Below are 13,072 nucleotides of genomic sequence, written 5' to 3'. Positions count from 1 at the left end.
ACCTCGGTCGGTGGCGGCCGCCACCGACCGAGAGGACCGCATGCACCCTGCACCCCACCTGCTCGACCTGCCCCACCACGACGGGTCCGCCGTCCACGTGCCCCCGGGCACCCCGCAGCTCGGTGACTCGGTGCCGGTCCGGGTCCGCGTGCCCCGCGCCTCCGGCGTCGAGAGGGTCTGGGTCCGCAGCGTGCGTGACGGCGAGCCGCGGCTCACCGAGGCGACGCCCGACGCCGGCACGGACACCGACCGGTGGTTCACCGCGGACGTCGTGGTGCACAACCCCGTCACGCCGTACCGCTTCCTCCTGGACGGGCCCGGCGGCTACCGGTGGCTGAACGGCCGCGGCGTGCACGACCGCGACGTGTCCGACGCCGGGGACTTCCGGCTCACGACGCACGCCCCGGGCCCGGAGTGGATGGGCGATGGACTCGTCTACCAGATCTTCCCCGACCGGTTCGCCCGCTCGGCGGCCGCGGACGCCCGCCCGGTCCCGGACTGGGCCGTGCCGGCGCAGTGGGACGACGAACCCGCCGGCACCGGCGTGCTGGCCGGCACCCAGTACTACGGCGGCGACATCGACGGCATCGTCGAGCACCTCGACCACCTCGCCGCGCTCGGCGTCGGCACCGTCTACCTCACCCCGGTGTTCCCCGGCCGGTCCAACCACCGCTACGACGCCTCGACGTTCCACGAGGTGGACCCTCTGCTCGGCGGCGACGAGGCCTACGCGCGGCTCGCCGAGGCCGTGCACGCCCGCGGCATGCGGCTCATGGGCGACATCACGACCAACCACACCGGCGAGGGCCACGAGTGGTTCGCCACCGCTCTCGCCGACCCGGACTCGCCCGAGCACGGCATGTACGTGTGGGCGGACCCGTCCGGCGACACCACGGACGTGTCGACCACGGCGTCCGGGGAGCACTACGCGAGCTGGCTCGGGTTCGGCTCCCTGCCCAAGCTCGACTGGGGCGCGCCCGAGACCTGGCGCCGCATGGTCACCGACCCCGACGCCCCGATCGGCCGGTACCTGCGCCCGCCCTTCGAACTCGACGGCTGGCGGGTCGACGTCGCCAACATGACCGGTCGGTGGGCCGACCAGGACCGCACCCACGCCGTCGCGCGCGAGCTGCGTGCCGCCATCGAGCGGGAGCGGCCCGACGGCGCCCTCATCGCCGAGCACTTCCACGACGCGATCGAGGACCTGCGCGCCGGCGGCTGGCACGCCAACATGAACTACACGGGGTTCACCCGACCCGCGTGGTCCTGGCTGGCCGCCGAGGGGTCCCCGGCCGCCGCGCACGGTCTGCCCGTGGCGGGCGCCCGCCGCCCGGGCGGTGCCATGGTGGCCGCGATGCGCGAGTTCGACTCCGCCGTGCCGTGGTCCGTCACCGCCCGGCAGTGGAACATGCTCGGCTCCCACGACACACCGCGGCTGCGCACCACCGTCGACTCCGACGCCGCGGCCGAGGTCGCGGCCGCCCTGCTGTTCACCTACCCGGGCACGCCCGTCGTCTTCGCCGGGGACGAGATCGGTGCCACCGGGGACAACGGCGAGCACGCCCGCACGACCATGGCGTGGGACCAGGGCGCTCGCGGGGGAGGGCCGCGCTGGGACGCGGAGATCCTCGAGCGCTACCAGCGGCTCTCGACGATGCGTCGCGGATCGGCCGCCCTGCGCGACGGCGGGCTGCGCTGGGCGGTGGTCGAGGACGACGCGGTCGTCTTCCTGCGGGAGACGCCGTCCGAGCGGGTGCTCGTCGTGCTCGCCCGTGGCCCCTGGGCCGGGACGGTGCTGCCGAGCCACCTGCTGGACCCGGGTGCGCAGCCGGAGCGGCTGTACGGCGAGGTGGGGCTCGACGTCGGGCCGGACGGGCTGACGGTCGACGGCGCGGGGCCGGGCGTGGGCGTGTTCCGTCTGCCCACCGCTGCGTGACGGCGTCGTCGGTCAGGCATCGGGTGGCCGATGCCCGACCCGGAGGTCCGCCAGGGCCGCCGCGGCCGCCAGAGCCGGCACGGAGCCCGGTCGCGCCGGCCGGCGGTCCACGGCACGGTGGGCTGCGGGACCACCGACCCCGACCCGACGGAGGAACCATGCACGGCATCGCGGTGCTGCAGGACCTGTACTCCCGGATCTTCCCGACGGTGCGGCGTGCCGTCGCGGGGCTGCCGGAGGCCGCGCTCACCGAGCGGCTCGACCCGGCGGCGAACACCGTCGCCTGGCTGACCTGGCACATCGGCCGCGACCAGGACGTCCAGGTCGCCGACGCCGTCGGCCGCGACCAGGTGTACGCCCGCGGCTGGGCGGACCGGTTCGACCTCCCGTTCGGGCTGCACGACACCGGGTACGGGCACACCGCCGAGGACGTCGCGCGGGTCCGGGCACCGGCCGACCTGCTCCTGGGCTACGTCGAGGCGGTGGCGGCGGAGTCCCTGGACGTGCTGGACCACCTGACCGACGACGATCTGGACGAGGTGGTCGACGACGCCTGGGACCCGCCGGTCACCCGCGGAGCGCGGCTCGTGAGCGTCGCGAACGACTCCCTGGAGCACGCCGCGCAGATCGCCTACCTGCGCGGCGTCCTGGAGCGCACCGGACGGGCGTAGCCATCGGCGGCGCCCACGCGGGTCACGGCATACGGCTGAGCCACCTCGCAGCGGAACGGGTCGCCCTGCCGGTAGATCTCCCGCGGCGGGCCGAGCGGTCGGCGGTCCTGGACCGTCGCGGCCGCACGGACGGCGTCGAAGGCGCCGAGGATCGTCGGGAACTGGACGGCGCCGTACGGTACGGCGACGAACATCTCCGACCCGGCCGGTTCGACCTCGGTGCCGTCCACGCCGGAGTCGGGGTGCACGGGCACGCGCACGTCGATCGGCCCGTCGGACTCCCAGCTCACCTCGCCGTGGTAGACGACCACGAGGGGTCGGTCCTCGTCGCGGGAGGAGCCTGCCCGCCGTGACAGCTCGGTCGCAGCGACCTCGACGTGCCGGGGAAGGTCGGCGGCCGTGGTGCGCACGGTGCGGGAGAGGAACACCTGCGCCGGGACGTCACGTCTCTCCACCGGGGGATGCGACCGCGTCGGGTGCGAGCGGTCGCCGTCGAGGTCGTCGATGAGGTCGTCGAGCAGCGCGACGGTCCGCGCGTGCTGTCGGGCGGCGTCCTCCCGGTACGCGGCGACGAGGTCCGAGCGCCGGCGCGGGTCGGCGTCCAGGACGTCGCCGATCCGGTCCAGAGGCATCCCCGCCCGGCGGAGTAACGCGATGAGCCGGGCACGGTCGGCCTGGGCGATCCCGTAGTAGCGGTAGCCCGTGAACTGGTCGACGACCTCGGGCGTCAGGAGGCCCCGGCGTTCGTAGAGGCGCAACGCCCGCGGCGAGAGCCAGGTGACGCGGCCGAACTCGCCGATGGGCATCCGGGTGCTGTGCTCGCTCACCTCAGCAAGTATGCGACCTCGACCGTCCACCTGCTCCGGTCCGGCTCCGTCTGCGGGTCCGTGAGGAACTGCTCGGTGCGGACGTGCCACCGGATGCTGTCGGCCTCCTCGTCGACGGCGAGCTCCAGACCCTGCTGGCCCGCCCAGTCGCCCATGTCCCGGTGGGTCTGGGCCAGCGCGTCCGGTCCGCCGTGCGGCCGCGCCACGAGGTAGCGGCCCGCCGGGAGCGTCCCGGTGTCGAATCCCGTACCCAGCTGCACGGGGGCCGCGACCGGGACGGACACGGTGACGTCCATCGGGTCGGCCACCGTCCGCAACCGGTGGTACTGGTAGATCGGCCCTCCCAGCGGCTCGTGGCCCGCCGCCGCCAGGGCGGCGAAGACCTGCGGCACGAGAGCGTTGACGCGGTCCCACCGCGAGAGCTCGGCCGTCACGGGGATACCGACCCAGTGGCGCTCGGACCACTGCTCGATCGTGCATGTCGTCATCGTCGTTCCTCCTGGTCGCCGTGCGAGTCTCGAACGGGCCGGCACCAGAAGACTCCTTGACCCGGGGGAAAGGTCAAGCGTGACGGCCCGCACCCTGTGGGAGGCTCGGGCCGTGGCCACCGAGCAGATCGCGATCCTCTCCGACGTGCACGGCAACCTCACGGCGCTCGAGACCGTCCTCGCGGACATCTCCGCCCGCGGGATCACGCGGGTCCTCAACCTCGGGGACGACGTGGGCAAGGGCCCGCGCGGCAGCGCCGTCGTGGACCGGACCGAGCAGGTCTGCGAGATGAACGTCCGCGGGAACTGGGACGAGTTCCTGCCCGACATCCCCGACGACGGCCCGCCGGAGATGGTGTGGTGGCGCGACGAGCTGCGCCCCGACCAGCGCGAGCTGATCCGCCGTCGTCCGCTGTGCCACGACCTGCAGCTCTCCGGACGACGGATCCGGCTCTTCCACGCCTCGGCGGCGAGCGTGCACACGCGCGTGCACGTCGACCACACCCGTGAGGAGTTCGCCGGCATGTTCGCCGCCACGGACCTGACGGGACGGGGGCCGGAGCCCGACCTGGTCGGATACGGCGACGTCCACGCCGCCTATCAGCGCACCCGGCGCGGCCGCACCCTGTTCAACGCCGGCAGCGTCGGCAACGCCCTCGACGAGCCGTCGGCGGCCTACGTCGTCCTCGAGGGAGTCCCCGGACCGGACCCCGCGCCGTTCGGCCTGCAGGTCGTCCGTCTGCCGTACGACGTGGAGGCCGAGCTGGCCGTCGCCCGCCACCTGGACATGCCGCAGTACGGGCCGTGGGAGCGCGAGCTGCGCACCGCCGTCCACCGCAGTCGGCACGCCGTCGAGCCCGTGGGCGGCGCTCGGTAGGCTTCCCCTCGTGCAGACGTTCTCGCAGGAGGCCTTCGACCCGGACGTGGTCGGCACCGGGCCGCGTCCTGCCCCCGGCGAGGAGGGGCCGGCGTCGTACACGGACGCCGACACCGAGCGCTGGGCCGCCGAGCCGCCCAAGTCCAAGGACCGCACCCCGTTCGAGCGCGACCGGGCCCGGGTGGTCCACTCCTCGGGCCTGCGTCGTCTCGGCGCCAAGACCCAGGTGCTCACGCCCGGCAGCGACGACTTCGTGCGCACCCGGCTGACGCACTCCCTGGAGGTGGCGCAGGTCGGCCGCGAGATGGGCCGCGCGCTGGGCTGCGACCCCGACCTCGTCGACACCGCCTGCCTCACGCACGACCTGGGGCACCCGCCGTTCGGGCACAACGGTGAACGCGTGCTGGCCGAGCTCGCCGCCGACATCGGGGGGTTCGAGGGCAACGCCCAGACCCTGCGGCTGCTCACCCGGCTCGAGCCCAAGATCCTGGAGGCCGACGGCGCACCCCGCGGCCTCAACCTGACCCGGGCGTCGCTGGACGCCTCGGTGAAGTACCCCTGGCCTCTGCACGAGGGGCCGCCTCGCCCCGACGGGTCGACGACCGGCAAGTTCGGTGTCTACCCCGACGACGCCCCGGTGTTCGACTGGCTCCGGCAGGGCGCGCCGCGGTCCATGGTGCGCTGCATGGAGGCGCAGGTCATGGACCTCGCCGACGACATCAGCTACTCCGTGCACGACGTCGAGGACGCCGTCGTCGGCAGCCGCCTCGACCTGCGCCTGCTCGACGACGAGTCCGAGCGGGCGCGCATCGTCGAGCACGTGCGGTCCTGGTACGGCATGTGGCACGACGCCGACGCCCTCGACGCCGCGCTGTGCCGGCTGCGGGACACCGGCTACCTCGTGACCGACTTCGACGGATCGCGGGGAGCCCTCGCCCGGCTCAAGGACGCCACCAGCCAGCTCATCGGGCGGTTCAGCGGCTCGGCCCAGCGCGCCACCCGCGAGGAGTACGGGGACGGGCCGCTGACGCGGTACTCGGCCCAGCTCGTCGTCCCGCCGGAGACGGCCGACGAGATCCTGGCGCTCAAGGGCGTCGCCGTCACCTACGTCATGGCGCCGCGGGAGTCCGAACCGCTGTACGCCGCGCAGCGCGAGATCGTCGCCGACCTGGTCAAGGTCCTCGGTGACCGTGCCCCGACGGCGCTGGAGCCGCAGTTCGCCGCGGACTGGCACGAGGCCCCCGACGACGCCGCGCGGCTGCGGGTCGTCGTCGACCAGGTGGCCTCGCTCACCGACGTCTCGGCGGTCCAGATGCACGGCCGCCTGGTGCGCGGCGACGACTGACTGCGGGGGCATAGACTCGCGCCCGTGGCAGGCCTGATCAAGCGAGACGACGTGGACGCCGTCCGCGACCGCGCGCGGATCGACGAGATCGTCGGCCAGCACGTCACCCTCAAGAACGCGGGCGTCGGCTCGATGAAGGGGTTGTGCCCCTTCCACGACGAGCGCACCCCCTCCTTCCACGTGCGTCCGGGCGTGGGCCGCTGGCACTGCTTCGGGTGTGGCGAGGGCGGCGACGTCATCTCGTTCGTGCAGAAGATCGACGGGATGGGGTTCACCGACGCCGTCGAGTACCTGGCGGACAAGGTCGGCGTCGAGCTGCACTACGAGGACTCCCGCACCGGTGCGGCGGCGCAGCGGGGCCCCCGCGAGGAGCCGGGCCGTCGGCAGCGCCTGCTCGAGGCGCACCGCGTGGCGGCGCAGTTCTACGCCGAACAGCTCTTCGCCCCCGGTGCCCAGGCGGCACGGGCGTTCCTCGCCGAGCGCAGCTTCGAGCGGGCCGACGCCGAGACGTTCGGGCTGGGGTTCGCCCCGACCGGGTGGGACGCCCTGATGCGGCACCTGCAGAGCCGCGGGTTCACCCAGGCCGAGCTCGTCGCCTCGGGGCTGGTCAGCCAGGGCCAGCGCGGCATCTACGACCGGTTCCGCGGCCGGCTGGTGTGGCCGATCCGCGACGTGACCGGGGCGGTCATCGGGTTCGGCGCCCGCAAGCTCTTCGACGACGACCCCGGCCCCAAGTACCTCAACACCCCCGAGACGACCCTGTACAAGAAGGCGCAGGTCCTCTACGGCATCGACCTGGCCAAACGCGCCATCGCCCAGAACAAGCGGGTGGTCATCGTCGAGGGGTACACCGACGTGATGGCCGCCCACCTGTCCGGGGTGGACACCGCGGTGGCGACGTGCGGCACCGCGTTCGGCGCCGACCATGCCAAGGTGGTGCGGCGTCTGCTCGGCGACACCACCGCCGGCGGCGGCCTGCAGCTCGCCTCGGGTGCGTCGCTGGGCGGCGAGATCATCTTCACCTTCGACGGGGACGCGGCCGGTCAGAAAGCCGCGATGCGCGCGTTCGGCGAGGACCAGCGCTTCCACGCCCAGACCTTCGTCGCCGTCGAACCGACCGGCCTGGACCCGTGCGACCTGCGCATGCAGCGCGGCCCCGACGCGGTCCGCACCCTCGTGGACAAGCGCGTACCGCTGTTCGAGTTCGTCATCCGCACGACGCTCGACGGTTTCGACCTCGACACGGTCGAAGGGCGCGTCAACGCGCTGCGGGCCGCGGCACCGGTGGTCGCGGGGATCCGCGACCGGTCGATGCAGCTCGGCTACGCGCGTCTGCTCGCCCGGTGGATCGGCATCGACACCGACGAGGTGCGCCGCGAGGTCAGCCGGGCGCACAGCACCCCGGGCCCCGCCCGACGGCGCGAGGAGCGGACCGCACGGCCCGAGCGTGCACTCGGCCCCGCGGACGGCGAGTCGGTGGTGTCCGGCCCGGTGCTCAGCGCCCCCGACCCCGCCGACCCGGTGGCACGCATCGAGCGGCTCGCCCTCGTGGTGGTGCTGCAGTACCCGCAGCACGTGCCGGTGACGTTCGACGACCTGGGCCCCGACGCCTTCGCCACCCCCGCGTGGCGGGCGGTGCACGCCGCGATCCGCGCGGCCGGGGGAGTGCGGACCGGCGCCGGTCTGGGCGGGAACCGGTGGGTCGAGACCGTCGTGGAGGAAGCCGGCGACGCGGTGGCGCCGCTGGTGACCGAGCTGGCGGTCGCGCCGGTGCCCGAGGACCGCGAGAGCGCGATCGCCGCGTTCGTGGCCGACGTCGTGCGCAAGGTCGCCGACCTGGGGCTGACGCGGCGGATCGCGGACGCCAAGAGCCGCGTGCAGCGGCTCGACGCCACGGCGGACCCCGACGCCTACCGTGCCGCGTTCGAGGAGCTCGTCGCGATCGAGAAGGAACGCCGCGAGCTGCGCGAGAGCGTCTGATTCACCCCCGACCCGGGTATCGGGACACCCGAGGGTCCGCTCCTTCCTGCTAGGGGTGCCGGAGCGACGTCGCGGCCCACCCGGGCCGGCGTTCCGGGCTCCTCGGGGAGGGAATCATGAACGACGAGATGTTCGACCTCGAGCCGGACGTACCGGAGGCGCTCTCCGGCATCGCCTCGAAGCGGGACTCGGCCGAGGACGACCTGCTCGCCACGGAGAACGTGGTGGGGGTGGGACTCGGCTTCAAGATCACCGGCGGGACCCAGACGGACAAGCCGAGCGTGATGGTGCTGGTCGAGCAGAAGCTGCCGGCCGAGATGCTGTCCGGCAAGGGAGTCCCGAAGACCGTCGGGGGTGCGCCGACCGACGTGCTCGAGGTCGGCCCGCTCGTCGCCGGGGGAGACGCCGAACCCGCCATGGAGGCGGGTGTGCAGAAGCTGGCCAAGCGGGTCCGTCCGGTGCGGCCCGGCTACAGCATCGGGCACCTGAAGGTCACGGCGGGCACGCTCGGTGCCGGTGCCTACGACCTGCGGAACACCGTGCCCGGCAAGCCGCCGCGCTACTACGCGCTGAGCAACAACCACGTGCTCGCCAACTCCAACGACGCCCGGATCGGCGACCCGATCATCCAGCCGGGGGCGTACGACGGCGGGACCTACCCGGCCGACGTGGTGGGCCGGCTGGCGCGCTACGTGCCGATCCGCTTCGACGGGACCGTCAACTACGTCGACGCGGCGATCGCGGAGATCCCGTTCGACACCATCGACCGGGACATCTACTGGTCCGGCTACCCGCGGTCGCTCGTCAAGGCGGCGGAGGTCGGCATGCTGGTGAAGAAGACCGGTCGCACCACGCACTTCACCACCGGCCGGGTCACCGCGCTCAACGCCACCGTGAACGTCAACTACGGCGGGGGCAAGGTCGCGAAGTTCGGCAAGCAGATCGTCACCTCGGACATGTCGGCCGGTGGTGACTCGGGATCGCTGGTGCTCGACCTGGACAACAACCCCGTCGGGCTGCTGTTCGCCGGGTCCAGCACGGCCACGATCATCAACCCGATCGCCTACGTCCAGATCCTGCTGGGTGTGCGCATCTGGCCGTGACGAGGCCGCGCGGTGCCGTCGGCCCCGGACTCGCTACTCCGCGAGGAAGGGGCCGCCGGCCTCGACGCGCACGGGGATGTCGTTCAGTGAGGAGGGCAGCTCGCGCACGGCCGGCGACTCCGGGTCCGGCGCGTAGACCACCACGCACGGTTCACCCTGGGCCGTCTCCCCGACGGCGACGCCTTGGATCTCCGCGCCGATCCACTCCTCGGCGGTGGCCAACGCGTCACGCACCGCAGGATCCTCCTGGGGGATGCCGGCGATCAGGTCGTCCTCGCTCATACGTTCACCGTACGCCTGTCGTCCTCGGGTCGCGGTCGATGGGTCGGGGGGCCAGCATGGGGGGACGACCGAGCGAAGGAGATCAGATGGCTGACGGTACTCACGACCCCACCTACACGGTGCCCTCGATGACCGCCGAGAACGGTGCCCGGGTCGCTGACATCCTGCAGGACCGGCTCAACTCGTTGACGGACCTCCACCTGACGCTCAAGCACGTCCACTGGAACGTCGTCGGCCCCCACTTCATCGCCGTGCACGAGATGCTCGACCCGCAGGTCGACGCCGTGCGGCTGATGGCGGACGACGTGGCTGAACGGATCGCGACGCTGGGCGGGGTCCCGCAGGGCACACCGGGCGCGCTGGTGGCGCACCGCACCTGGGAGGACTACCACCTGGGACGGGCCACGACCATCGAGCACCTCGGGGCGCTCGACGAGGTCTACCAGGGTGTCATCGCCGCGCACCGTCAGGCTGCCGAGACGACGGCTCAGCTCGACGACGTCACCAACGACCTGCTGATCGGCAACCTGCGTGAGCTGGAGCAGTTCCACTGGTTCGTCCGGGCCCACCTGGAGACCGCCGGGGGAGAGCTGTCCACGGCCGGCGCGACGTCCGAGATCGACGCCGCACGTCAGGCCCGCGAGGCTGAGCGCAACGCGGGCTGACGGTCCGCACGCGCACAGGAGGAAGGCCCCTGACCGCGAGGTCAGGGGCCTTCCTCCTGGGGATCCCGCGACCGGCGGTCCTGATGGGCGAATTCTCCGTCCGCGAGGGGCGTGCCGGGCGACGGCGACAGATGATCGTGTCGGGACAGGCGCTGTCGACGGTGGGAGGTCCGCGTGATCTACGAGAGTGTCGTTGCGCAGCTCGTACCGCCTTACGCGCCCGAGACCTATCTCCGGGTGGTGGAAGAGCGGCGGACCCCACGGGGCGATCTCCCGTACGAGCCGACAGTGGCGAACATGTGGGCAGCCGCGCTGCGGGCCCGGACCGCCGAACGGATGCGCGAGGACGAACGCCTCGAGGAGGCGTTGTACCGGACGGCCCTCGTGGGGACGGGCATCTTCCAGACCCTCGGACGTGGCCGGTCCGGCGACATGCCCCCGGTCGACGGCTACCAGTTCGGCGTCGTCCTGTTCACCGGAGGGCGTGCCCGAGGGCAGGCAGGCGAGGTTGAGGTGGACGGTGTTGCCTTCCCCGTCGTCGAACAGAGAATGCAGATCGAGCCTCATCGGTTCGTCAGCGACGGCCGGATCGCCGCCTACGACATCAACGCCGACCCGCCGGTCGGGATCACTGCCGGTCACGTGGTCGACGCTCATCGGCCGGGGGACCGCGTGCCGCTGCGCTGCGAGCGCGGCGGTGGAGCCAGGCTCCTGCGGTGCGCACCTGGCTATGTGGATGCCGCGCTCGTCGAGATGGAATGTCATTGCGCGCCCGTCGGTCCGGTCGCCGCGCGGCCGGTCGGGGTGGGTGATGCCGTTCAGTTGCACCTCGGTCGACGCAAGGTGGTGCCGACGAGGGTGATGATGGCAGTCGATGCGCAGCCGCTGCTGTCCGCGGCCGTTCCGCAGAACTTCCTCACGAGCGAGTGGGGACGCCCCGGGCAGAGCGGATCGCTCGTCTCCACCACGAGTAGCGAGCCATGCGGCATCTACCTGGGAAAGCACAACGCCGAGGACGAGGACGGTCGGTGGTCAACCTATGGCCACGCGGGCGACCTGCGTCAGGCTGCACGACTCCTCGGCGTCGATCCGGATCTGCTGGGGGTGCTCGATGCTTGAGATGCAGCTCGTCGTCGCGGCGGACGAAGCCGAGGCGGATCCGCATGACCCCGTCGGTTTCGAGCAGCACAGCCGTGACCGGACCGTCGAGGCGATCGACCGACTCGGAGAGGTCTGGGACATCGCCGTCGATCGGCTGACCGCTCTCGCGACCGCTACGCGCGAGGCGGCGGAGCGGAGCCCGTTCCAGCTCGAGTCGATCCAGTTCAACGTGGGCATCGAAGCCGGCGTGGTCATCGGCCTGGTCACCAAGGCCGACGCATCGGTCTCGCTGACGTTCACGCGCCGGAACCCAGATGCCGTCGGGTGATTGCCATGCCTTCGAGAGGCGTGACAGAGAAAGTGCACGGACGGCAGAAGCGAAAAACCCCGGAGTCGTTGAGACTCCGGGGTCTATTGCTCCCGCGACTGGACTTGAACCAGTGACCGTCCGATTAACAGTCGGATGCTCTGCCAGCTGAGCTACGCGGGATCGAGGGCCCGAGGCTCCTCCGGAGCGCCGAACCGTGAAGAACCTTACCAGGTCTACCCGGGTAGTCCGCACGCCCCTCGGACCCTCGATTCCGTGGCGTCCACCACGTTCGCCACGTCGGCGCGGGACAGGTCGACACCGTCGCCCGCCACCGCCTGGGAGAACAGGGTGCCGTCGAGACGGCGGCGTACCGCGACGCGCACCGTGCCGCCGGGGACGTCGACGGTCTCGGCCAGCACCACGGACCACAGGACCCGCTCGCGCACGACGGCGGGCAGGTTCGAGCCGGCCGCGTCGGAGAGCATCGGGCGGAGATCCGGTGCCGCGTCGACCCACTCGACGGTGAGGATCGACCGCTCGGGGTCGAAGGCCGCCCGGTCGACGTCGCACCAGGGGCGGCGCAGCGACACGGCGGGGCCGTCGTCCGCCGCCGCGACGACGACGAGGTCCGCCGTGGTGGCGACCACCCAGCCGCCGTCGGAGGTCTCGGCGCTCGCGAGCAGGCGCTCGCCACGGGTCAGGGGCACGACCTGGCGCACGGCGGGCGGCTGCTGGCGACGGCTGGCGAACATGCGCCCACGGTACTGGTCGAGCGGCCTGTGCCCGAGACGCGACCCGGACAGGGTGCGACCGTCCAGGTGCGACGGTCCGTCGGCGCCCGTATCGTCGGACCTCCGAGGACGAGGAGGTCCGACATGAGCAGGGGACACAAGGCCAAGCACATGGCCGAGGAAGCGGCGGGCAAGGTCAAGGAGTCCGTCGGCAAGGCCTCCGACGACGAGGAGATGCGTGCCGAGGGCGAGGCCGAGCAGTCGCAGGCCAACCTCAAGCAGGCGGGCGACGACGTCAAGGACGCCTTCAAGAAATAGTCCGCGGCTCAGTCCGGCGCCGGTGGGACAAGGAATCCCACCACGTTGGCTACGAGGAAGAACAGCACCAGGGCGACCAGGGTCCAGCCGGGCAGCCGGGTCAGCACGTCGCCGTCCGCACGTCGCGCTACCACCCGTGCGCCCACGGCCGGCACCGCGACGATGGACAGGGCGACGACCAGCACCAGGAGCTCTCGCCAGGTGAACCGGGACACGTCGCCCTCCACAAGACCCAGCAAGGCGGACAGCCCCTCGCCGGCGGCGAACGCCACGACGAAGAACACCGGGGCACTGGCGAACCACAGCCACGCGCGTCGCCGCGCACCGGGCGCCGACTGCCGGTGTCGAGGTGGGGACGGCATGGTGGACATGGCGCGCCTCAGGGTGAGCCGGGGACCCCTCCAGGGGATCGTCTCCATGGTATGACCGGTTGCCGCC

15 protein-coding genes and 1 tRNA gene are annotated in these 13,072 nt (G+C 72.5%); 10 read left to right on the top strand and 6 right to left on the bottom strand.

What is annotated here, in order from left to right:
* The first annotated feature begins 40 nt into the window (after nt 1-40).
* Nucleotides 41-1,936: a glycoside hydrolase family 13 protein gene (locus Q6349_RS12095; RefSeq protein ID WP_304604276.1), complete on the top strand. Its 1,896-nt coding sequence runs from the start codon at nt 41-43 to the stop codon at nt 1,934-1,936.
* Nucleotides 1,937-2,094: 158 nt separating this feature from the next.
* Nucleotides 2,095-2,607 carry a DinB family protein gene (locus Q6349_RS12090; RefSeq protein WP_304604275.1) on the top strand — a complete coding sequence of 171 codons (513 nt, stop codon included), beginning with the start codon at nt 2,095-2,097 and terminating at the stop codon, nt 2,605-2,607.
* On the opposite strand, the gene Q6349_RS12085 is transcribed toward Q6349_RS12090, so the two are convergent.
* Together Q6349_RS12085 and Q6349_RS12080 are read right to left on the bottom strand one after the other, a co-directional pair.
* A complete protein-coding gene (locus Q6349_RS12085; RefSeq protein WP_304604274.1) occupies nt 2,568-3,434 on the bottom strand; it encodes a MerR family transcriptional regulator in 867 nt (288 codons plus the stop codon). The two genes, Q6349_RS12090 and Q6349_RS12085, sit on opposite strands and share 40 nt — an antisense overlap.
* A complete protein-coding gene (locus Q6349_RS12080; protein ID WP_304604273.1) occupies nt 3,431-3,922 on the bottom strand; it encodes a GyrI-like domain-containing protein in 492 nt (163 codons plus the stop codon). Before Q6349_RS12080 ends, Q6349_RS12085 begins: the two co-directional genes overlap by 4 nt.
* A gap of 79 nt (nt 3,923-4,001) precedes the next feature.
* Between Q6349_RS12080 and Q6349_RS12075 the strand changes: the two genes are divergently transcribed.
* The 4 genes from Q6349_RS12075 (at nt 4,002) to Q6349_RS12060 (ending at nt 9,227) form a co-directional block, all read left to right on the top strand.
* A complete protein-coding gene (locus Q6349_RS12075; protein ID WP_304604272.1) occupies nt 4,002-4,799 on the top strand; it encodes a metallophosphoesterase in 798 nt (265 codons plus the stop codon).
* Nucleotides 4,800-4,809: 10 nt separating this feature from the next.
* Nucleotides 4,810-6,144: a deoxyguanosinetriphosphate triphosphohydrolase gene (locus Q6349_RS12070; protein ID WP_370375616.1), complete on the top strand. Its 1,335-nt coding sequence runs from the start codon at nt 4,810-4,812 to the stop codon at nt 6,142-6,144.
* A 24-nt stretch (nt 6,145-6,168) separates the two neighbouring features.
* Nucleotides 6,169-8,124, top strand: coding sequence for a DNA primase (gene dnaG, locus Q6349_RS12065; protein WP_304604271.1), 1,956 nt, complete (start codon nt 6,169-6,171; stop codon nt 8,122-8,124).
* Between the two features lie 116 nt (nt 8,125-8,240).
* Nucleotides 8,241-9,227, top strand: coding sequence for a S1 family peptidase (locus Q6349_RS12060; protein WP_216077729.1), 987 nt, complete (start codon nt 8,241-8,243; stop codon nt 9,225-9,227).
* Between the two features lie 33 nt (nt 9,228-9,260).
* On the opposite strand, the gene Q6349_RS12055 is transcribed toward Q6349_RS12060, so the two are convergent.
* Nucleotides 9,261-9,509 carry a hypothetical protein gene (locus Q6349_RS12055; protein ID WP_171247989.1) on the bottom strand — a complete coding sequence of 83 codons (249 nt, stop codon included), beginning with the start codon at nt 9,507-9,509 and terminating at the stop codon, nt 9,261-9,263.
* Between the two features lie 86 nt (nt 9,510-9,595).
* On the opposite strand from Q6349_RS12055, the gene Q6349_RS12050 reads away from it, so the two are divergent.
* The 3 genes from Q6349_RS12050 (at nt 9,596) to Q6349_RS12040 (ending at nt 11,603) form a co-directional block, all read left to right on the top strand.
* Nucleotides 9,596-10,174 (top strand): Dps family protein, encoded by a 579-nt coding sequence (locus Q6349_RS12050; RefSeq protein ID WP_304604270.1) that lies wholly within the window; start codon nt 9,596-9,598, stop codon nt 10,172-10,174.
* A 174-nt stretch (nt 10,175-10,348) separates the two neighbouring features.
* Complete coding sequence (locus Q6349_RS12045) at nt 10,349-11,293, top strand: hypothetical protein (protein ID WP_304604269.1); 945 nt, start codon at nt 10,349-10,351, stop codon at nt 11,291-11,293.
* A gap of 1 nt (nt 11,294) precedes the next feature.
* On the top strand, nt 11,295-11,603 hold the full coding sequence (locus Q6349_RS12040; RefSeq protein WP_304604268.1) for a hypothetical protein: 309 nt from the start codon (nt 11,295-11,297) through the stop codon (nt 11,601-11,603).
* Between the two features lie 89 nt (nt 11,604-11,692).
* On the opposite strand, the gene Q6349_RS12035 is transcribed toward Q6349_RS12040, so the two are convergent.
* Both Q6349_RS12035 and Q6349_RS12030 read right to left on the bottom strand, forming a co-directional pair.
* A tRNA-Asn gene (locus Q6349_RS12035) sits at nt 11,693-11,765 on the bottom strand.
* Between the two features lie 53 nt (nt 11,766-11,818).
* On the bottom strand, nt 11,819-12,337 hold the full coding sequence (locus Q6349_RS12030) for a hypothetical protein (RefSeq protein ID WP_304604267.1): 519 nt from the start codon (nt 12,335-12,337) through the stop codon (nt 11,819-11,821).
* A 123-nt stretch (nt 12,338-12,460) separates the two neighbouring features.
* Between Q6349_RS12030 and Q6349_RS12025 the strand changes: the two genes are divergently transcribed.
* Nucleotides 12,461-12,634: a CsbD family protein gene (locus Q6349_RS12025; RefSeq protein WP_171248003.1), complete on the top strand. Its 174-nt coding sequence runs from the start codon at nt 12,461-12,463 to the stop codon at nt 12,632-12,634.
* An 8-nt stretch (nt 12,635-12,642) separates the two neighbouring features.
* Here the strand turns inward: Q6349_RS12025 and Q6349_RS12020 are convergent, their stop codons facing one another.
* Nucleotides 12,643-13,005: a hypothetical protein gene (locus Q6349_RS12020; protein WP_304604266.1), complete on the bottom strand. Its 363-nt coding sequence runs from the start codon at nt 13,003-13,005 to the stop codon at nt 12,643-12,645.
* Nucleotides 13,006-13,072 lie beyond the last annotated feature (67 nt).

The sequence above is a fragment of the Isoptericola sp. 178 genome (genome assembly GCF_030586525.1).
Taxonomy (GTDB): Bacteria; Actinomycetota; Actinomycetes; order Actinomycetales; family Cellulomonadaceae; genus Isoptericola; species Isoptericola sediminis.
The sequence above is the reverse complement of the archived record's forward strand: the minus strand, read 5'-3'. Positions and strand labels throughout refer to the sequence as shown.

Excerpts from the sequence above, each read along its gene's own strand:
- Q6349_RS12025 (WP_171248003.1), top strand. The coding sequence starts at position 12,461 with ATGAGCAGGGGACACAAGGCCAAGCACATGGCCGAGGAAGCGGCGGGC.
- Q6349_RS12050 (WP_304604270.1), top strand. The coding sequence starts at position 9,596 with ATGGCTGACGGTACTCACGACCCCACCTACACGGTGCCCTCGATGACC.
- Q6349_RS12055 (WP_171247989.1), bottom strand. The coding sequence starts at position 9,509 with ATGAGCGAGGACGACCTGATCGCCGGCATCCCCCAGGAGGATCCTGCG.
- Q6349_RS12020 (WP_304604266.1), bottom strand. The coding sequence starts at position 13,005 with ATGTCCACCATGCCGTCCCCACCTCGACACCGGCAGTCGGCGCCCGGT.
- Q6349_RS12040 (WP_304604268.1), top strand. The coding sequence starts at position 11,295 with ATGCAGCTCGTCGTCGCGGCGGACGAAGCCGAGGCGGATCCGCATGAC.
- Q6349_RS12060 (WP_216077729.1), top strand. The coding sequence starts at position 8,241 with ATGAACGACGAGATGTTCGACCTCGAGCCGGACGTACCGGAGGCGCTC.
- Q6349_RS12095 (WP_304604276.1), top strand. The coding sequence starts at position 41 with ATGCACCCTGCACCCCACCTGCTCGACCTGCCCCACCACGACGGGTCC.
- Q6349_RS12090 (WP_304604275.1), top strand. The coding sequence starts at position 2,095 with ATGCACGGCATCGCGGTGCTGCAGGACCTGTACTCCCGGATCTTCCCG.
- Q6349_RS12030 (WP_304604267.1), bottom strand. The coding sequence starts at position 12,337 with ATGTTCGCCAGCCGTCGCCAGCAGCCGCCCGCCGTGCGCCAGGTCGTG.
- Q6349_RS12080 (WP_304604273.1), bottom strand. The coding sequence starts at position 3,922 with ATGACGACATGCACGATCGAGCAGTGGTCCGAGCGCCACTGGGTCGGT.